Raw genomic sequence first — 18,845 nt, 5'->3', positions numbered from 1 at the left:
ATATGTTTTTAACTTTGGTCATACTTTGTGATTGTTGGTCGATGGATGTTTGGTTCTTGTTTTAATAAGTTGTCACTGCGGCAGCAATAAGATTTGATTGTGGTATTGCGTGTCGTATATTTAAAAATCTACTTAAGGATAAGTAAAAATGTCTATTAATGATAAAGATTGCACCTGGGCAACTCAGTCTGTTGGACCAGTCACTGTCGAAGCTCATGAGCCTGGTACAGATTGCACGATTCCGGCACCAGCCACGACTGTGGATATGGTGGCGCCGACGGCGAAAAAAGTTCAGGAAAATCGCTCTTCAGGCAACAAGAAAGGGACTGGTGGTCTGGACAGTCTGGGTGGCGGTAACCTTCCTTGATTACAACCAATACGCATGAATGCGAAGTGTGTTCATGAGCGTCTAAAACGGTTTCGCCAACTAAAAATGGCGAAGCCGTTTTACATTGGTTGATCGAAGAGTGCGTGAAAAATAATAACCCGGATGACTCGCCAGCAAGTCCATGGAACTATGCGCAAATAAGCGTGCGTAGACTTGAAATGAAAACGGCCCCGCCAATTCACATTGGCGGGGCCGTTTTTTGTTGCTTCAAGCGTTTGCCTTACTCGGCGTCCGCTGCCTTCTCACCGTGAGACAGGCTGTAGACGTAAGCGGCCAGCAGGTGAACCTTGTCGTTACCCTGCATTGCCTCTTGTGCAGGCATCTGGCCCTGACGGCCGTAACGGATGGTCTGCTGCAGTTGAGCGAAGCTCGAGCCGTAGATGAACGCTGCCGGGTGAGTCAGGTCAGGTGCGCCCATCGCTGGCGTACCCTTGCCTTCCGGACCGTGGCACGCCACGCAGTTGGTGGCGAACAGTTTCTGCCCGGCAGCCGGGTCGGCCTTGGCGCCTTCCGGCAGCTTGCGGCCATCGAGGTTGGTCAGGATAAACGCGGCCACGTCGGCCACGCCTTGCTCGCCGATCACTTCAGCCCACGCAGGCATCACCGCGTGACGGCCGCCCATGATGGTGGTCTTGATGGCTTGCGCGTCGCCGCCCCAGCGCCAGTCGGCGTCGGTCAGGTTAGGGAAGCCGTAGGCGCCCTTGGCGTCGGAACCGTGGCAAACCGAGCAGTTGGAGGCGAACAGGCGGCCGCCCATCTTCAGGGCTTGCGGGTCCTTGGCCACTTCTTCGATTGGCATGGCCGCGAACTTGGCGAAGATCGGACCGAACTTGGCGTCCGACCTGGCCATTTCCTTTTCCCACTCGTGAACGCCGGTCCAGCCGGTCTGGCCGTTGGCGAACGGGGTCTGCTTCTCGTTGTCGAGGTAGCCATAACCCGGCAGCAGGCCTTTCCAGTTACCCAGGCCCGGATACAGCACCAGGTAACCCAGTGCGAAGATGATGGTGCCCACGAACAGCATGAACCACCATTTCGGCAGCGGGTTGTCGTACTCCTCGATGCCATCGAAGGAGTGCCCGACGGTCTCGTCTGTCTGCTCGCTGCGCTGGCCCTTGCGGGTCGACAGCAACAGCCAGGTCAGGGAAAAGATCGTACCGAGACTGAGGACTGTGACGTACAGACTCCAGAATGTAGTCATTCTTTGTTACTCCTAGAAGCTTGCTCGACGTGCTTGATGGCTTCGGGATCATCCGCAAAAGGCAGCAAGGTCGCGTCTTCAAACTCAGACTTGCGCTTGGGGCTGAATACCCACAGCGCCAGACCGATGAAGGCCACCATCACAACGACGGTGCCCAGGCCACGAATCATCCCGATATCCATTTAGATCACCGTTTGCTTTTGATGATGGTGCCCAGGCCTTGCAGATAGGCCACCAGCGCGTCCATTTCGGTTTTGCCCTTCACAGCATCCTTGGCGCCGGCGATGTCTTCGTCGGTGTAAGGGACGCCGAGCGTGCGCAAGACTTCCATTTTCTTGGCGGTGTCTTTGCCGTCGAGCTTGTTTTCCACGAGGAACGGGTAGGCTGGCATTTTCGACTCAGGCACCACGTTGCGCGGGTTGTACAAGTGCGCACGCTGCCAGTCATCGGAGTAACGACCGCCGACGCGGGCCAGGTCCGGACCGGTACGCTTGGAACCCCACAGGAACGGGTGGTCCCAGACGCTTTCACCGGCGACCGAGTAGTGGCCATAGCGTTCGGTTTCAGCACGGAACGGGCGGATCATCTGCGAGTGGCAGCCGACACAACCGTTGGCGATATAAACGTCCCGGCCTTCCAGTTCAAGGGCGGTGCGGGGCTTCATGCCCTCGACCGGCTTGTTGGTGACATCCTGGAAAAACAGCGGAACGATCTGGGTCAGGCCGCCGATGCTGACGGCGATGACCATGAAGAAGGCCAGCAGGCCAATATTCTTCTCGACTGCTTCATGCTTCATCAGTGAGCTCCAACTACGGCAATCTGTTCGGCGGCTTTGGCTTCAGCCGGGTTCGAGGCGCGTACGGTGCGGAATACGTTGTAGGCCATGAACAACATGCCGGTGGCGAAGAACGCGCCGCCCAGGGCACGGACGATGAAGCCCGGGTGGCTGGCTTGCAGCGCTTCGACGAACGAGTAGGTGAGGGTGCCGTCATCGTTGATTGCACGCCACATCAGGCCCTGGGTGATGCCGTTGACCCACATCGAGGCGATGTAGAGCACGGTACCGATGGTCGCGAGCCAGAAGTGGGTGTTGATCAGGCCGGTGCTGTGCATCTGCGCACGACCGAACAGTTTCGGGATCATGTGGTAGATGGCGCCGATCGAGATCATCGCAACCCAGCCCAGAGCGCCGGCGTGTACGTGGCCGATGGTCCAGTCGGTGTAGTGCGACAGGGAGTTGACGGTCTTGATGGCCATCATCGGGCCTTCGAAAGTCGACATGCCGTAGAACGCCAGGGAGACGACCAGGAAGCGCAGGATCGGGTCGGTGCGCAGCTTATGCCAGGCGCCCGACAGGGTCATCATGCCGTTGATCATGCCGCCCCAGCTTGGCGCCAGCAGGATGATCGACATCGCCATGCCCAGGGACTGAGCCCAGTCCGGCAGCGCGGTGTAGTGCAGGTGGTGCGGACCGGCCCAGATGTACAGGGTGATCAGCGCCCAGAAGTGCACGATCGACAGGCGATAGGAGTAGATCGGACGTTCGGCCTGTTTCGGCACGAAGTAGTACATCATGCCCAGGAAGCCGGTGGTCAGGAAGAAGCCCACGGCGTTGTGGCCGTACCACCACTGGATCATCGCGTCCGTCGCACCCGAGTAGGCCGAGTAGGACTTGAACAGGCTGACCGGCAGCGACATGTGGTTGACGATGTGCAGCATCGCGGTCACGACGATGAACGCGCCGTAGAACCAGTTACCCACATAGATGTGCTTGGTCTTGCGCTTGACGATGGTGCCGAAGAACACCAGACCGTAGGTGACCCAGACAATGGCCAGCAGAATAGCCAGGGGCCATTCCAGTTCCGCGTATTCCTTGGTGGTGGTGAAACCCATCGGCAAGGTAATGATCGCGCCGACGATCACCGCTTGCCATCCCCAGAAGGTGAAGGCGGCGAGGCTGTCGGAAATCAGTCGCGTTTGGCAGGTTCGCTGCACGACGTAATAAGAAGTGGCAAACAGTGCACATCCACCGAAGGCGAAAATCACCAGGTTGGTGTGCAACGGGCGCAGGCGTCCAAAGCTCGTCCATGCCAGACCGAAGTTCAACTCCGGCCAGACCAGTTGCGAGGCGATGAAGACACCAAGCCCCATGCCAAGGATCCCCCAGACCACCGTCATGATGGCGAACTGGCGGACTACCTTATAGTTATAAGCAGTCGGACTGATTGCTGTGCTCATTCTAAGGTTCCACGGTTTGGGTGTTTTATTAGGATTAAAAATCGGCCGCAAGTATGGAGAAAGCAGGGGGTCATTGCAACGCGCCATGACCTGGGTCAATGCTTTCAAAAGCTGATTCTGCGGCCTTTCCATGCACCGCGTAGGGACAAAATTGCCCGTGGGCAAAACGTCCCGGCGGACTGATCAGGCGAGGGGGTCAGGTCGGATGTAACGCGGTGTGTTCAAACGCAACGTTTGGCTGACCGAAGGCAACTGGCGCGACAGCCGGTATCTACCAGCCTTTGCGGCCTGTCATCGGGCAGATTCGTCGAACACATCGTTCAGGGTCGACCTGGAACCGGCACCGGCCAGTCCGCATCGGGGGAAGCTTAGACTCGAATCCGGGGTTCCGAAAGAAAGTCTGTGCGAGGGTGCGACAATGGGTCGCAAAGGGGCAGGGAACTGCCGCATCCGGGAGAATGCGGCAGCAGAGCGGTCGAAATTTATTTGCGGTTGTCTTCAGCCTGCAGGCGCTCGGTATTCAAACCGTGTGACAGGCTGTACACATACGCAGCCAGCAACTGCACCTTATCGTTGCCGAGCAGTTCGTTCTGCGCCGGCATATGGCCTTGGCGACCATGCCGGATCGTCTGTTCAAGCTGCGTCAGGCTTGTACCGTAAATGAAGCCGGCCGGGTGGGTCAGGTTCGGTGCGCCCATGGCTTCAGTGCCCTGGCCGTTGGCTCCGTGACAGGCGACGCAGGTGGTGCTGAAGGCTTGCTGTCCGGCTTGCAGGTCGGCTTTGCTGTCGGCGGGCAACGGCAGGCCGGCCAGATCATGGCGCACATAAGCGGCGACGTTTTTCACACCTTCCTCCCCCAGGACTTCACCCCAGGCCGGCATCATCGCCATCCGGCCGCCCATGACGGTGGTCTTGATGGTTTCCGGGTTGCCGCCCCAGCGCCAGTCGCTGTCGGTCAGGTTGGGAAAGCCGAATGCACCCTTGGCGTCCGAGCCGTGGCACACCGAGCAGTTGGAGGCAAACAGGCGGCCGCCCATTTTCAGAGCCTGCGGGTCCTTGGCCACTTCTTCCACGGGCATTGCCGCGAATTTGGCGAAGATCGGCCCGAACTTCGTGTCCGCCTTGGCCATTTCCTTTTCCCATTCGTGCACCCCGGTCCAGCCGTTTTCGTAGCCGGGGAGGATGCCTTTCCAGTTGCCCAGGCCCGGATAGAGGATCAGATAGCCGACGGCAAACACCAAGGTGCCAACGAACAGCATGAACCACCATTGCGGCAACGGATTGTCGTACTCCTCAATACCGTCGAAGCTGTGGCCCATGGTCTGGTCGACACTGCCCTTGGTTTCGCCCTTGCGGGTGCTGAGCAGCAACCAGGTCAGGCCGATCAGGCTGCCGATGGTCAGTACGCAGATCCACGTACTCCAGAAGGTGGTCATGGCCGGGTACTCCTTGTTGCTGATTCGTCAGTGATGTCGGGTTGTGGCTCGTCGGCGAACGGCAGCAGGCGCGCTTCGGCGAATTCCGGGCTGCGCTTGCCGTTGAATACCCACAGTGTCAGGCCGACGAAGGCCACGAACACCACGACGGTGCCCAGGCCGCGGATCATTCCAGTGCTCAATTCGATCTCTGTAAAAGACAGGGGCATGGCTCACCTCTTGCTCTTGATGGCAGTGCCGAGCACTTGCAGGTAGGCGACCAATGCATCCATTTCGCTCTTGCCCTTGAGTGAAGCGACGGCGCCGGTGATGTCTTCGTCGGTGTACGGCACGCCCAGGGTACGCATGGCCTTGATCTTGGTTTCGGTATGACTGCTGTCGACCGGGTTGGCCACCAGCCACGGGTACGCCGGCATCTTCGACTCCGGCACGACGTTGCGCGGGTTGTACAAGTGCGCGCGGTGCCAGTCATCGGAGTAGCGCGCACCGACACGGGCCAAGTCCGGCCCGGTGCGTTTCGAGCCCCACAGGAACGGGTGATCCCACACGCTTTCGCCAGCCACCGAGTAGTGCCCGTAGCGTTCGGTCTCGGCACGGAACGGACGGATCATCTGCGAGTGACAGCCGACACAGCCTTCGCGGATATAGATATCGCGACCTTCCAGTTGCAGCGCGGTGTAGGGCTTCATGCCTTCCACCGGTTTGTTGGTCACGTCCTGAAAGAACAGCGGGACGATCTGGGTCAGGCCGCCGATGCTCACGGCCAGGATCATCAGCAGCAGCAACAGGCCGACGTTTTTCTCGATAGTTTCGTGTTTCATGGCGGACTCCTCAGGCCATCTGCGCGGCAGCGGCGACTTCGGCAGGCTGCGAGGCCCGCACGGTGCGCCAGGTGTTGTAGGCCATCAGGAACATGCCGCTGAGGAAGATCGCGCCACCCACCAGCCGCACGACGAAGCCTGGGTGGCTGGCCACCAGGGTTTCGACGAAGGAGTAGGTCAGCGTGCCGTCCTCGTTCACCGCACGCCACATCAGGCCCTGGGCGATGCCGTTGACCCACATCGAGGCGATGTACAGAACGGTGCCGATGGTGGCGAGCCAGAAGTGCGCGTTGATCAGGCCGATGCTGTGCATCTGCTCGCGGCCGAAGACTTTCGGGATCATGTGGTACAGCGCGCCGATGGAGATCATCGCCACCCAGCCCAAGGCGCCTGCGTGTACGTGGCCGATGGTCCAGTCGGTGTAGTGGGAGAGGGCGTTGACCGTCTTGATCGCCATCATCGGCCCTTCGAAGGTCGACATGCCGTAGAACGCCAGCGACACCACGAGGAAGCGCAGGACGGGGTCGCTGCGCAACTTATGCCAGGCACCCGAAAGGGTCATCATGCCGTTGATCATCCCGCCCCAGCTCGGCGCCAGCAGGATCAGCGACATCACCATGCCCAGCGACTGCGCCCAGTCCGGCAGCGCCGTGTAGTGCAAGTGGTGCGGACCGGCCCAGATGTAAAGGGTGATCAGTGCCCAGAAGTGCACGATGGACAAACGATAGGAGTACACCGGACGTTCGGCCTGTTTCGGCACGAAGTAATACATCATTCCGAGGAAACCGGCGGTGAGGAAGAAGCCTACGGCGTTGTGCCCGTACCACCATTGCACCATCGCATCGGTGGCACCGGAGTACAGCGAGTAGGACTTGGTGAAGCTGACCGGCAGTTCCATGTTGTTGACGATGTGCAGGATCGCCACGGTGACGATGAACGCACCGAAGAACCAGTTACCGACATAGATGTGCTTGGTCTTGCGCTGCATGATCGTGCCGAAGAACACGATGGCGTAGGCGACCCAGACAATGGTGATCAGGATGTCGATCGGCCATTCCAGCTCGGCGTATTCCTTGGAGCTGGTGTAGCCCAGCGGCAGGCTGATGGCCGCCAGCAGGATCACCAGCTGCCAGCCCCAGAAACAGAACGCGGCGATTTTCGGCGCAAACAACCGGGTCTGGCAGGTGCGTTGCACCGAATAGAACGAACTGGCAAACAACGCGCAGCCGCCAAAGGCGAAGATCACGGCGTTGGTGTGCAGTGGGCGCAGGCGGCCGAAGCTGGTCCACGGCAAATTGAAGTTGAGTTCGGGCCAGACCAACTGGGCAGCGAGAAAAACCCCGAGCCCCATGCCGACGATGCCCCACACCACCGTCATAATGGCGAATTGGCGGACCACCTTGTAGTTGTAGGCGGTACTGATAGAAGTGTTCATGGTTCCCCATCCACGGTTCAGCCGAAGTGAGCGCGCAGCGCAAGGCAGTGCACCCTTCGGCCGGAGTTATAGGCAGACTAAAAGCGAGGCAAGCATGGACAAAGGGCACAAGGCCGGTATTGACGGGGATCAATGGGCGCAGTGCGTGCGGGATCATGGATGGTTGTGGAATGCTGCCGCTGGCAAGGCTGCGGCGACGCTGATCCTCGCCCATGGCGCCGGCGCACCGATGGACAGCGACTGGATGAGCGACATGGCTGCACGCCTCGCCGCTCAAGGCGTCAACGTGTTGCGCTTCGAGTTTCCCTACATGGCGCAACGGCGCCTCGATGGCGGTAGACGTCCGCCGAACCCCGCGCCGAAACTGCTGGAATGCTGGCGTGAGGTGTATGCCCAGGTGCGACGCCATGTCACTGGGCCGCTGGCCATCGGCGGCAAGTCCATGGGCGGGCGCATGGCCAGTCTGCTGGCGGATGAGTTGGGCGCGGATGGGCTGGTGTGCCTGGGTTATCCGTTCTATGCGGTGGGCAAACCGGAGAAGCCACGGGTCGAGCATTTGGTGGCGCTGAAGACGCGGACCTTGATCGTGCAAGGTGAGCGCGATGCGTTGGGCAACCGGGAAGCGGTCGAGGGTTATGCGCTATCGCCGGGTATCGAGGTGTTCTGGCTGGTGGCGGGGGATCATGACTTGAAGCCGCTGAAGGCTTCGGGGTTTAGCCATGAGCAGCATTTGGCGGCTGCGGCGCAGAAGGTGGCTTCATTCCTTCAGTGAGGTTTTGTGCAGGCTGTGAGGCCCCCATCGCGAGCAAGCTCGCTCCCACAGTGATTTGTGGTGTGGCTCAAAACCCTGTGGGAGCGAGCTTGCTCGCGATGAGGGACTACCAGACAACATCACTTTCACCGGCTCAATAAAAAACCCGGAAGCTCTCACTGTCCGGGTTTTTATCATTCCAGTAGCAATCAGCGGTTAAACCGCTCCACCAACGAATACTGTGTATTGGCAGTCTTGGTCAGCTCTTCACTCAGCAACGCCGAGTTCTGTGCCTGTTCCGAGGTCTGGTCCGCCAGTTCCGAAATGTTGCTGATGTTGCGACTGATTTCTTCGGCCACGGCACTTTGCTCTTCGGTCGCGGCGGCGATCTGGGTGGTCATGTCGGTGATATTGGCCACCGCTTCGCTGATCCCCACCAGGGCCTGGTCCGCTTCCAGTACCCGCGCCACGCCTTCTTCCGCCTGACGATGCCCGGCTTCCATGGTTTGCACGGCGGTGCCGGCGGTGTGCTGGAGCTTGGCGATCAGTGCGTGAATCTGCCCGGTGGACTCGCTGGTGCGTTGCGCCAGCTGACGGACTTCGTCGGCCACCACCGCAAATCCGCGACCCATTTCGCCGGCACGGGCCGCTTCGATGGCGGCGTTCAGGGCCAGCAGGTTGGTCTGGTCGGCGATGCCTTTGATCACGTCGACCACGCCACCGATTTCGTTGCTGTCCTTGGCCAGTTGGGTCACGGTCACGCCGGTTTCACCGACGACTACCGACAGGCGCTGGATGGCTTCGCGGGTTTCCCCGGCGATGTCACGACCACGACCGGTCAGGCGGTTGGCTTCCTGGGTGGCGTCGGCGGTGCGTTGCACGTGGCTGGCGACTTCCTGGGTGGTCGCGGCCATCTGGTTGACCGCGGTGGCCACTTGCTCGGTCTCGACCCGTTGACGTTCCAGGCCGCTGGAGCTGTTGTGCGCCAGGGCGTCGGACTGTCGGGCCTGAACGGTCAGGTGTTCGGCCGTGTCCTGCAGACGCGTCAGGCAGGTTTTCAGGCGTGCTTCCTGACTGAGGATGGACATTTCCAGACGCGCCTGGGCGCCGCGACTGTCGGTGTACATCTGTGCGATCAACGGATCGGAGGTGGTCTGCTCGGCCAGGCGCAGCAAACGCTTGAGGCCTCGTTGTTGCCACTGGAGGCCCATCAGGCCCAGTGGCACCGAAAGACCGGCAGCCAGGGCAAACCCCCAGTGGGAGTTCAACGAGGCACCGATCATGAAGCTCAATTGGCTGACCAGAATGAACGGCAGCCAGTCCTGCAGGATCGGCAACCATTTATCCGAGGAGGGAATGGCTGACTTGCCCTGGTTGATGCGCTGGTAGAGCGCTTCGGCACGGCGGATCTGTTCGGCGGTGGGCTTGACCCGCACCGACTCATAACCGATCACCTGATTGCCTTCGAAGATCGGTGTCACATAGGCGTTCACCCAGTAATGATCACCGGTCTTGCAGCGATTCTTGACAATGCCCATCCATGGCAAGCCTTGTTTCAGCGTGTCCCACATGTGTGCGAACACCGCCGCCGGGACGTCGGGGTGACGGACCAGGTTGTGCGGTGCACGGATCAATTCCTCTCGGGAAAACCCGCTGATCTCGACGAAAGCGTCGTTACAGTAGGTGATCATGCCCTTGGCATCGGTGGTGGAAATCAACCGTTGCTGAGCCGGGAAGGTCCGCTCGCGTTGTGTAATTGGCTGGTTGTTACGCATGGCTTTTTTAATCCGCAAGGCTTTCAAGTGCTGTATCGGCAAGGCTGGCGGATTGTTGAGATTATTTTTCGATAATCGGCAATGCGTCGCAAAATGACCCTTGCGTCAGCCGGCGAGCATCGGATAGGTGAACAGACCGAAGTGCAGCAGGTTCAGGCCAAAGTGGCTGGCGATGGCGGCACCCAGCCCCCCGAACCGATAGGCCAGGCCATAGCCGACCCCGGCCAGCGTTGCCAGCAATACCCACTGCCATCCCGCGCCGGCATGGGCCAGGCCGAAGACCAATGACGCCAGCAGCAGGGCGAGGTGTTCACCGTAGGGCCGGTCTTTGAGATACCGGGTCAGGCCGCCCTGGATGTAGCCACGGAACAGCGCCTCCTCGACCAGCGTCACCAGCAGCAGATTGTTCAGCAACCACAGCCAGGCTTGATCCGGCCATTTCGGCGCCCAGGCGATTACGCCCAGCAACAGCGCGCCACCCAATGCCAGCATGGCGCTCAAGGCCAGGGCCAGTACGGTGTCATACAGTGACAACCGAAGCGAACGGCGGCCGACAATCCACGGGCAAACCAGTAGCAGCCAGAAGCCGATCAGCGGTTTGTCCAGGTTCAGGTGCATGGCGAATGACACGGCATTGTCGGTAAAACGCTGGGGGTCGATGGCGCGACCGTTATAGAAGCCGGGTAGCCAATGCGTCGCCAATGCCAGGGCCAGGACGATGAACAGGCCGTGGCCGAGGTTGCGGGCAAAAGGGATGTCGCGTTGGCGGACGGCGACACCTGCGACCAGCAACAGGAACACCGAGATTGCCGAGAGCCAGCCGAGATGGCCGTAGGTCAGCGCCAGGCCGTAGCCGAAGGAAAGCAGGGCCAGAAGCGTCCATGGCAGGGCAATCATTTGAAGTCCTTTTGTCGGGATTTGCGATGCACCGCCAAACCCCTGTGGGACCGAGCTTGCTCGCGATAGCTTACCGACTGTCGGCAACAATGTTGAATGTTATGTCCATATCGCGAGCAAGCTCGCTCCCACATGGACTTTCGTGCCCCAAACAAAGACACCGCCCGAAGGCGGTGTCTTTGTCAGCGGTCGGTCAAGACGCGATCAACTGCCGCAACACGTAGTGCAGAATCCCACCGGACTTGAAGTACTCCACCTCATTCAACGTATCGATGCGGCACAACACCTCGATCTTCTCGCGGCTGCCGTCTTCGCGGGTGATGACCAGCGTCAGGTTCATCCGTGGCGTCAGCTCGACGCCGGTCAAGCCGAGGATGTCCAGGGTTTCGCTGCCGCCCAGTTTCAGGCTCTTGCGGTTCTGATCCAGCTTGAATTGCAACGGCAGCACGCCCATGCCCACCAGGTTGGAGCGGTGAATCCGTTCGAAGCTTTCGGCGACGACTGCTTTCACCCCCAGCAGGATGGTGCCCTTGGCCGCCCAGTCGCGACTCGAGCCGGTGCCGTATTCCTGGCCGGCGATCACCACCAGCGGCGTGCCCGAAGCCTGATAGCGCATGGCGGCGTCGTAGATCGACATTTTTTCCCCGGTGGGAATGTAGCGGGTGTTGCCGCCTTCTTCGCCGCCGAGCATTTCGTTGCGTATGCGAATGTTGGCGAAGGTGCCGCGCATCATAACTTCATGGTTGCCACGCCGCGAGCCGTAGGAGTTGAAGTCCCGCGGTTCCACGCCTTTGTCGCGCAGGTATTGCCCTGCCGGGCTGTCGACCTTGATGTTGCCGGCCGGGGAAATGTGGTCGGTGGTCACCGAGTCGCCGAGCAGTGCGAGGATCCTGGCGCCGCTGACATCCTTGACCACCGGCGCTGGGCCGCCGATGTCGTCGAAGAACGGCGGGTGCTGGATGTAAGTCGAGTCGTCCTGCCAGACATAGGTCGCCGCCTGCGGAACCTTGATCGCCTGCCATTGTTCGTCACCGGCAAACACTTCGGCGTACTCCTTGTGGAACATGGCGGTGTTGACCTGATTCACGGCGTCGGCAATTTCCTTGCTGCTTGGCCAGATGTCCCGCAGGTACACCGGTTTGCCGTCCTTGCCATCGCCCAGCGGCTCGCGGCTGAGGTCGGTGCGCACCGTGCCGGCCAGCGCATAGGCCACCACCAGCGGCGGGGAGGCCAGCCAGTTGGTTTTCACCAATGGATGCACCCGGCCTTCGAAGTTGCGATTGCCCGAGAGCACGGAGGCCACGGTGAGGTCGGCTTGCTGGATGGCTTTCTCGATGGGCTCCGACAGCGGCCCGGAGTTGCCGATGCAAGTGGTGCAGCCATAGCCGACCAGGGCAAAGCCCAATTCATCGAGGTACTGGGTCAGGCCGGCCGCCTTGTAGTAGTCGGTGACCACTTTCGAGCCGGGGGCCAGCGAGCTCTTCACCCAGGGTTTGCGTTTCAGGCCTTTTTCCACGGCCTTCTTCGCCACCAGCCCGGCGGCCATCATCACGCTGGGATTGGAGGTGTTGGTGCAGGAGGTGATCGCGGCGATGACCACGGCGCCGTTTTTCAGGCGATAGGTCTGGCCTTCGTAATCGTAATCCGCTTCGCCGGCCATATCGGCATTGCCGACGGCAACACCGCCACCGCCTTCACTTTCCAGGCGGCCTTCCTCCTTGCTGGTGGGCTTGAATTGCAGGTCGGTGAAGTCGCTGAACGCTTGCGCGACATTCGGCAGCGTCACCCGGTCCTGCGGGCGTTTCGGCCCCGCGAGGCAGGCTTCGACGCTGCCCATGTCCAGCGCCAGGCTGTCGGTGAACACCGGTTCCTGGCCGGGCAGGCGCCACAGGCCCTGGGCCTTGCTGTAGGCCTCGACCAGTTGCACCGTTTCCAGGGGCCGGCCGGACAGGCGCAGGTAATCCAGGGTGATGTCGTCCACCGGGAAGAAACCGCAGGTGGCGCCGTATTCCGGGGCCATGTTGGCGATGGTCGCGCGGTCGGCCAGGGGCAGGTCGGCAAGGCCGTCGCCGTAGAATTCGACGAATTTGCCCACCACGCCTTTCTTGCGCAGCATCTGGGTCACGGTCAGCACCAGGTCGGTGGCGGTGATGCCTTCCTTGAGCTTGCCGGTGAGTTTGAAACCGATGACTTCGGGAATCAGCATCGACACCGGTTGCCCGAGCATCGCCGCTTCCGCCTCGATACCGCCGACACCCCAGCCAAGCACGCCGAGGCCGTTGATCATGGTGGTGTGGGAATCGGTGCCAACCAGAGTGTCCGGGAAGGCGTAAGTGCGGCCGTCCTCGTCCTTGGTCCAGACCGTGCGGCCGAGGTATTCAAGATTCACCTGGTGGCAGATCCCGGTGCCCGGCGGCACCACGCTGAAATTGTCGAAGGCACTCTGGCCCCAGCGCAGGAACGCATAGCGCTCGCCATTGCGCTGCATTTCAATGTCGACGTTCTGCTCGAAGGCGCTGCTGCTGGCGAACTTGTCGACCATCACCGAGTGGTCGATCACCAGGTCCACCGGCGACAGCGGGTTGATCCGTTGCGGATTGCCGCCGGCCTTGGCCATCGCCGCGCGCATCGCGGCCAGGTCGACCACCGCCGGTACGCCGGTGAAGTCCTGCATCAGCACTCGCGCGGGGCGGTACTGGATCTCGCGGTCGGAACGACGCTCCTTGAGCCACGCGGCCAATGCCTTGAGGTCGGCACCGGTGACGGTTTTTTCGTCCTCCCAGCGCAGCAGGTTTTCCAGCAGGACTTTCAACGACATCGGCAACTTGTTCAGATCACCCAGGCTTTTGGCGGCCTCGGGCAGGCTGAAGTAGTGGTAGGTCTTGTTGCCGACTTGCAGGGTCTTGAGCGTATTCAGGCTATCGAGGGACGGCATTGCAATCACTCCTTTGAGTCCGCACGGCTACGGACTGAGGGGATGGGCAGAACATTAAACCTAGCTCTGTTTTCAGTAGCTGGCTAATAACCGGGTTCTATCGACAAGCTCCAGCTTCCGATCTCGGCTATCATGCGCCGGTTTTCGTGACAGGCTTTGCTTCAGGGCAAGCGGTCTCTCTTTGTGGGAGCGAGCTCGCTCCTACAGGGTCCAGGAGTATTAATGAACACCCTCTTTATGCATTGCCGGCCGGGCTTCGAAGGCGAAGTCTGTTCCGAGATTTCCGACCTCGCCGCGCGCTTGAACGTGGCCGGTTATGCCAAGGCCAAGGCGGCAACTGCCTGCGCCGAGTTTGTCTGCACCGAAGAAGACGGCGCCGAGCGCCTGATGCGCGGGCAGCGTTTTGCCGAGCTGATCTTCCCGCGCCAATGGGCCCGGGGGATTTTCATCGATCTGCCGGAAACCGACCGCATCAGTGTGATCCTCGCCCACATGGCGGACTTTCCGCTGTGCGGCAGCCTGTGGCTGGAAATGGTCGACACCAACGACGGCAAGGAACTGTCGAACTTCTGCAAGAAATTCGAAGTGCACCTGCGCAAGGCGCTGATGGCGGCCGGCAAGCTGGTGGAAGATGCCCACAAGCCGCGTTTGCTGCTGACGTTCAAGAGCGGTCGTGAAGTGTTCATGGGCCTGGCGGAGTCGAACAACTCGGCGATGTGGCCGATGGGCATTCCCCGTTTGAAGTTCCCCCGCGAGGCGCCGAGCCGCTCGACCCTCAAGCTGGAAGAGGCCTGGCACCACTTCATCCCGCGCGACCAGTGGGACGAGCGCCTGCATGGCGACATGACCGGCGTTGACTTGGGGGCCGCCCCTGGTGGGTGGACCTGGCAACTGGTCAACCGTGGCATGCTGGTCACGGCCATCGACAACGGCCCGATGGCCGAAAGCCTGATGGACACCGGTCTGGTGCAGCACTTGATGGCTGACGGTTTCACCTTCAAGCCCAAGCAACCGGTGGACTGGATGGTCTGCGACATCGTCGAGAAGCCGGCGCGCAACGCCGCGATGCTGGAAGAGTGGATCGGCGACGGCCACTGCCGCGAGGCGGTGGTCAATCTCAAGCTGCCGATGAAGCAGCGCTATGCCGAAGTGAAGCGTTTGCTCGAGCGCATTGCCGATGGCTTCAAGGCCCGGGGTATCAAGGTCGAGATTGGCTGCAAGCAGCTGTACCACGACCGCGAGGAAGTGACTTGCCATTTGCGTCGACTGGACGTGAAGAAACCCAAGTCCCGCTGAAACACCGCAATCCCCTGTAGGAGCGAGCCTGCTCGCGATGGACCTGAGAGCGCATTGGGGTGTCAGGCATCCAGCGTTATCGTTAACGATCATCGCGAGCAGGCTCGCTCCTACAAGGGGGCGGCGTAATGCCACAGATGACGTTACACCCGGCAATGCGCGACAATGCCGGCCAGCTTCAGGAGTGAATCATGAGTGAAATGCTTGATACGCCGGTAGACGGCACCCTCGACGCCACCGGCCTCAATTGCCCCGAGCCGGTGATGATGCTGCATCAGCACATCCGTGATCTGGTGCCCGGCGGCCTGCTCAAAGTGATCGCCACCGACCCGTCGACCCGTCGCGACATTCCCAAGTTCTGTGTGTTTCTCGACCATGAACTGGTGGCACAGCACGAAGATGAGGGCACCTACCTCTACTGGATTCGCAAGAAGTCTGTTTAACCAACAAGCCCCCTGTAGGAGCGAGCTTGCTCGCGAAAATAACGAAGGCGCCGTTGGGCATCTGGTTTTTGCGCGTTATCGTTCACGACCTTCGCGAGCAAGCTCGCTCCTGCAGGGTTGTGGCGATCAACCCTGGCTGTTACGAATCCGCCGGCGCGCACTGAGCGTCAGTCGGATCGACAGCATCAGCGCCGCACAGCTCAAACCGGCAATCAACCCTTCCCACAGCCCGCTCGGGCCGCTGGCCGGACCGAACCAATCGGTCAGTCCCAGCACGTAGCCGACCGGCAGGCCGATGCCCCAATAGGCGAACAAGGTCAGGATCATCGTCACCCGGGTGTCCTGGTACCCACGCAGCGCGCCGGCGCAGATCACCTGGATGGCATCGGAAAACTGATACAGCGCGGCATACACAATCAACATCGACGCAATCTGGATCACGGCCTTGTCAGGCGTGTAGATCGAGGCGATAGGTTCGCGCAGGAGCAGGATCAGTGCCGCCGAGAACGCCGCGAACACCAGTGCCGCGCCGAGCCCGACCTTCGCCGCGAAGCGCGCCTGCCAAGGATTGCCGGCCCCCAGTGCCTGGCCGACCCGCACGGTCACCGCCATGCCCAGCGAGTAAGGAATCATGAACAGCAACGAGCTGATATTCAGGGCGATTTGATGCCCTGCCACCACGGTGGAGCCGAGACTGCCGATCAGCAGGGCGATGACCGCGAAGATGCTGGACTCGGCGAAGACGGCGATACCGATCGGCAGGCCAATGCTGACCAGGCGCTTGATCACGGCCCATTTCGGCCGGTCGAAGCGCACCAGCACACGGGTGCGGGCATAGAACGGGGCCCAGAAGGTCCAGCCGGCCATGCTCAACGCCATGAACCACATCACGATGCCGCTGGCCCAGCCGCAACCAACACCGCCCAGGGCCGGTGCGCCGAAATGGCCATAGATCAACGTGTAGTTCAGCGGGATGTTCAGCAGTAGCCCGCACAAGCCGATGACCATGCTCGGACGGGTCCGACCCATGCCATCGCTGTAGCAGCGCAGCACGTAATAGAACGCCATGCCCGGCAAGCCGAAGGCGATCCCGTGCAGGTAACCCATGCTCGGCTCGATCAATTGCGGATCGACTTTCATCCAGTGCAGGATCGGCTCGGCGCCGAGCAACAGGCCGCTGCCGATCAACCCGACACACAATGCGAGCCACAGCGCCTGGCGGACCAGCGGGCCGATTTCGTCAAACTGCCCGGCGCCAAAGCGTTGCGCGACCTTGGGTGTGGTTGCCAGCAGGACGCCGGACATCAACAGGTAGACCGGAATCCAGATCGAGTTGCCCAGGGCCACCGATGCCAGGTCCCGTGGGCTGACGCGGCCGGCCATCACCGCATCGACGAAGCCCATGGCCGTGGTGGCCAGTTGCGCGATCATGATCGGCAGGGCCAGGCCGAGCAGGCCCTTGAGTTCCAGGCGAACCGGGGTCGTGCGTGGGGCGGCGGTAGTGTCAGTCACGGAATTCACAAGCGAAGCGTCCAGAGGTTTTGATGCGCAGGGCTGCGCATTCTACGCGTTGACGCTTCGGTCAGGAAAAGACTGTGTTGGGTATTTGTAATCGCTCCGCTCTCCCTGTAGGAGCGAGCTCGCTCGCGATGAATGTGGGGGCGCCGCGTTCATTCAGGCAGCCCTCGTTATCGTTAACGCCCATGGCGAGCATGCTCGCTCCTACACAGAGATGAATTCTGCGCCTACACTGCCACCCCGCCAAAGGAGCCTGCCATGCTGATTGTTGCCGACGAAAATATCCCTCTGCTCGATGCCTTCTTCGAAGGCTTCGGTGAAATCCGCCGGGTACCGGGTCGCGCCATCGACCGTGCCACGGTCGAGCAGGCCGATGTGCTGTTGGTGCGCTCGGTGACCAACGTCAATCGCGCGCTGCTCGAGGGCAGCAAGGTGCGCTTTGTCGGTACGTGCACCATCGGCACCGATCATCTGGACCTGAATTACTTTCAGCAGGCCGGTATTACCTGGTCCAGCGCGCCGGGCTGCAATGCCCGTGGTGTGGTCGACTATGTGCTCGGCAGTCTGCTGACCCTTGCCGAAATCGAGGGTGTCGACCTGACCCGGCGTACCTACGGCGTGGTCGGTGCCGGCGAAGTGGGTGGACGCCTGGTCAAGGTATTGCAAGGCCTGGGCTGGAAGGTGCTGGTGTGCGATCCGCCACGGCAAACTGCGGAAGGTGGAGACTACGTCAGCCTCGAGCAGATCATCGACGAGTGCGACGTCATCAGTCTGCACACGCCATTGACTAAACAGGGTCAGCAATCGACCTGGCATTTGTTCGATGAAAAACACTTGAACCAGCTCAGGTCCGGCACCTGGCTGATTAATGCCAGTCGCGGGCCGGTGGTCAACAATGCAGCACTGCGCGACGTGCTGCTGGAGCGCGAAGACCTGCAAGCGGTGCTCGATGTCTGGGAAGGCGAGCCTGAAGTCGACGTGGCGCTGGCCGAACTCTGCGTGCTGGCAACGCCACACATTGCCGGCTACAGCCTCGACGGCAAGCAGCGGGGCACCGCGCAGATTTATCAGGCCTATTGCGATTTCCTTGGGCAGCCAGCCCGGGTCAGCCTGGGCGATTTGCTGCCGGCGCCGTGGCTGTCGCACGTGACCCTCAATGCGCAAAGTGACCCGGCCTGGGCGTTGGCGATGCTGTGCCGTGGCGTGTATGACCCGCGACGTGACGATGCGGACTTCCGTCGCAGCCTTGTCGGCAGTGTCAGCGAACAGCGAGCGGCATTTGATGCGTTGCGCAAGAATTATCCTTCGCGTCGAGAGATCGACGGATTGCAGGTGCGGATCGAGGGGGATGCGCCTGAGTTGCAGAGGATTGTGGCGGCGTTGGGGGCAACGGCAGTCTGATAGACCGCGAAGGGCGCCCCACAATGTCCGGACAGGCGCCCATAAAAAACCCGGCCAACAATGGGCCGGGTCAAGAAGACGGTGGCTATATCACTTTTGTTTGGCAGGTTTGACCAATCGCTTATCCAGTTCGCTGCAAGCTTTCTGGATCATTTCTTCAGTGATCGGTACTTCGCGACCCTGCTCGTCAATAATCGAGCAACCCAGAGACTGGTCTGGTTGCGTGCGGATCACTTGAATCTTGTCATCGCTGCTGTGTTGCAAGGACATGGCCTGTCTCCTCATCAGGTTGTGTGCTTACTGTAGAACCGCC

At 60.8% G+C, this 18,845-nt stretch carries 18 protein-coding genes; 5 read left to right on the top strand and 13 right to left on the bottom strand.

Annotation, left to right across the window (positions count from 1 at the left end):
• Nucleotides 1-148 precede the first annotated feature (148 nt).
• Nucleotides 149-367, top strand: a complete 219-nt coding sequence (locus J4D25_RS06020) for a hypothetical protein (RefSeq protein WP_131726882.1) — start codon at nt 149-151, stop codon at nt 365-367.
• A gap of 241 nt (nt 368-608) precedes the next feature.
• Here the strand turns inward: J4D25_RS06020 and ccoP (J4D25_RS06015) are convergent, their stop codons facing one another.
• The 8 genes from ccoP (J4D25_RS06015) to ccoN (J4D25_RS05980) all read right to left on the bottom strand — a co-directional run bounded on the left by ccoP (J4D25_RS06015) (nt 609) and on the right by ccoN (J4D25_RS05980) (nt 7,516).
• Nucleotides 609-1,586 (bottom strand): cytochrome-c oxidase, cbb3-type subunit III, encoded by a 978-nt coding sequence (gene ccoP, locus J4D25_RS06015; RefSeq protein ID WP_057715672.1) that lies wholly within the window; start codon nt 1,584-1,586, stop codon nt 609-611.
• A complete protein-coding gene (locus J4D25_RS06010; protein WP_003175465.1) occupies nt 1,583-1,768 on the bottom strand; it encodes a CcoQ/FixQ family Cbb3-type cytochrome c oxidase assembly chaperone in 186 nt (61 codons plus the stop codon). The genes ccoP (J4D25_RS06015) and J4D25_RS06010 overlap by 4 nt, the downstream gene beginning before the upstream one ends.
• A gap of 5 nt (nt 1,769-1,773) precedes the next feature.
• A complete protein-coding gene (gene ccoO, locus J4D25_RS06005; RefSeq protein WP_009042961.1) occupies nt 1,774-2,382 on the bottom strand; it encodes a cytochrome-c oxidase, cbb3-type subunit II in 609 nt (202 codons plus the stop codon).
• Nucleotides 2,382-3,824: a cytochrome-c oxidase, cbb3-type subunit I gene (gene ccoN / locus J4D25_RS06000; RefSeq protein WP_008050393.1), complete on the bottom strand. Its 1,443-nt coding sequence runs from the start codon at nt 3,822-3,824 to the stop codon at nt 2,382-2,384. The genes ccoO (J4D25_RS06005) and ccoN (J4D25_RS06000) overlap by 1 nt, the downstream gene beginning before the upstream one ends.
• 482 nt (nt 3,825-4,306) lie before the next feature.
• Nucleotides 4,307-5,260, bottom strand: coding sequence for a cytochrome-c oxidase, cbb3-type subunit III (ccoP, locus tag J4D25_RS05995; protein WP_057715671.1), 954 nt, complete (start codon nt 5,258-5,260; stop codon nt 4,307-4,309).
• Nucleotides 5,257-5,469 carry a cbb3-type cytochrome c oxidase subunit 3 gene (locus tag J4D25_RS05990; protein WP_057715670.1) on the bottom strand — a complete coding sequence of 71 codons (213 nt, stop codon included), beginning with the start codon at nt 5,467-5,469 and terminating at the stop codon, nt 5,257-5,259. The genes ccoP (J4D25_RS05995) and J4D25_RS05990 overlap by 4 nt, the downstream gene beginning before the upstream one ends.
• 3 nt (nt 5,470-5,472) lie before the next feature.
• Nucleotides 5,473-6,081 carry a cytochrome-c oxidase, cbb3-type subunit II gene (ccoO, locus tag J4D25_RS05985; RefSeq protein WP_057715669.1) on the bottom strand — a complete coding sequence of 203 codons (609 nt, stop codon included), beginning with the start codon at nt 6,079-6,081 and terminating at the stop codon, nt 5,473-5,475.
• A 10-nt stretch (nt 6,082-6,091) separates the two neighbouring features.
• Nucleotides 6,092-7,516 carry a cytochrome-c oxidase, cbb3-type subunit I gene (ccoN, locus tag J4D25_RS05980; RefSeq protein WP_057715668.1) on the bottom strand — a complete coding sequence of 475 codons (1,425 nt, stop codon included), beginning with the start codon at nt 7,514-7,516 and terminating at the stop codon, nt 6,092-6,094.
• Between the two features lie 94 nt (nt 7,517-7,610).
• On the opposite strand from ccoN (J4D25_RS05980), the gene J4D25_RS05975 reads away from it, so the two are divergent.
• Nucleotides 7,611-8,288 carry an alpha/beta family hydrolase gene (locus tag J4D25_RS05975; RefSeq protein ID WP_057715667.1) on the top strand — a complete coding sequence of 226 codons (678 nt, stop codon included), beginning with the start codon at nt 7,611-7,613 and terminating at the stop codon, nt 8,286-8,288.
• Nucleotides 8,289-8,476: 188 nt separating this feature from the next.
• On the opposite strand, the gene J4D25_RS05970 is transcribed toward J4D25_RS05975, so the two are convergent.
• From J4D25_RS05970 to acnA, 3 genes are all read right to left on the bottom strand, one after another.
• Nucleotides 8,477-10,042 (bottom strand): PAS domain-containing methyl-accepting chemotaxis protein, encoded by a 1,566-nt coding sequence (locus tag J4D25_RS05970; RefSeq protein WP_057715666.1) that lies wholly within the window; start codon nt 10,040-10,042, stop codon nt 8,477-8,479.
• A 105-nt stretch (nt 10,043-10,147) separates the two neighbouring features.
• On the bottom strand, nt 10,148-10,939 hold the full coding sequence (locus J4D25_RS05965; protein ID WP_057715665.1) for a CPBP family intramembrane glutamic endopeptidase: 792 nt from the start codon (nt 10,937-10,939) through the stop codon (nt 10,148-10,150).
• A 193-nt stretch (nt 10,940-11,132) separates the two neighbouring features.
• A complete protein-coding gene (acnA, locus tag J4D25_RS05960) occupies nt 11,133-13,874 on the bottom strand; it encodes an aconitate hydratase AcnA (RefSeq protein ID WP_057715664.1) in 2,742 nt (913 codons plus the stop codon).
• Between the two features lie 222 nt (nt 13,875-14,096).
• Between acnA and rlmM the strand changes: the two genes are divergently transcribed.
• Nucleotides 14,097-15,170: a 23S rRNA (cytidine(2498)-2'-O)-methyltransferase RlmM gene (rlmM, locus tag J4D25_RS05955; protein ID WP_057715663.1), complete on the top strand. Its 1,074-nt coding sequence runs from the start codon at nt 14,097-14,099 to the stop codon at nt 15,168-15,170.
• Between the two features lie 191 nt (nt 15,171-15,361).
• Complete coding sequence (tusA, locus tag J4D25_RS05950; protein ID WP_056721984.1) at nt 15,362-15,613, top strand: sulfurtransferase TusA; 252 nt, start codon at nt 15,362-15,364, stop codon at nt 15,611-15,613.
• Between the two features lie 126 nt (nt 15,614-15,739).
• Here the strand turns inward: tusA and J4D25_RS05945 are convergent, their stop codons facing one another.
• The gene (locus J4D25_RS05945; protein WP_057715662.1) at nt 15,740-17,134 is read right to left on the bottom strand and encodes an MATE family efflux transporter; all 1,395 of its coding nucleotides are present in this window, start codon (nt 17,132-17,134) and stop codon (nt 15,740-15,742) included.
• A gap of 255 nt (nt 17,135-17,389) precedes the next feature.
• On the opposite strand from J4D25_RS05945, the gene pdxB reads away from it, so the two are divergent.
• Nucleotides 17,390-18,532, top strand: a complete 1,143-nt coding sequence (pdxB, locus tag J4D25_RS05940; protein WP_057715661.1) for a 4-phosphoerythronate dehydrogenase PdxB — start codon at nt 17,390-17,392, stop codon at nt 18,530-18,532.
• A gap of 90 nt (nt 18,533-18,622) precedes the next feature.
• On the opposite strand, the gene J4D25_RS05935 is transcribed toward pdxB, so the two are convergent.
• Nucleotides 18,623-18,802 carry a PA1571 family protein gene (locus J4D25_RS05935; RefSeq protein WP_057715660.1) on the bottom strand — a complete coding sequence of 60 codons (180 nt, stop codon included), beginning with the start codon at nt 18,800-18,802 and terminating at the stop codon, nt 18,623-18,625.
• Between the last annotated feature and the right edge of the window lie 43 nt (nt 18,803-18,845).

This window comes from Pseudomonas sp. GW456-L13 (assembly GCF_017350115.1).
Classification (GTDB): Bacteria; Pseudomonadota; Gammaproteobacteria; order Pseudomonadales; family Pseudomonadaceae; genus Aquipseudomonas; species Aquipseudomonas jessenii.
The sequence above is the reverse complement of the archived record's forward strand: the minus strand, read 5'-3'. Positions and strand labels throughout refer to the sequence as shown.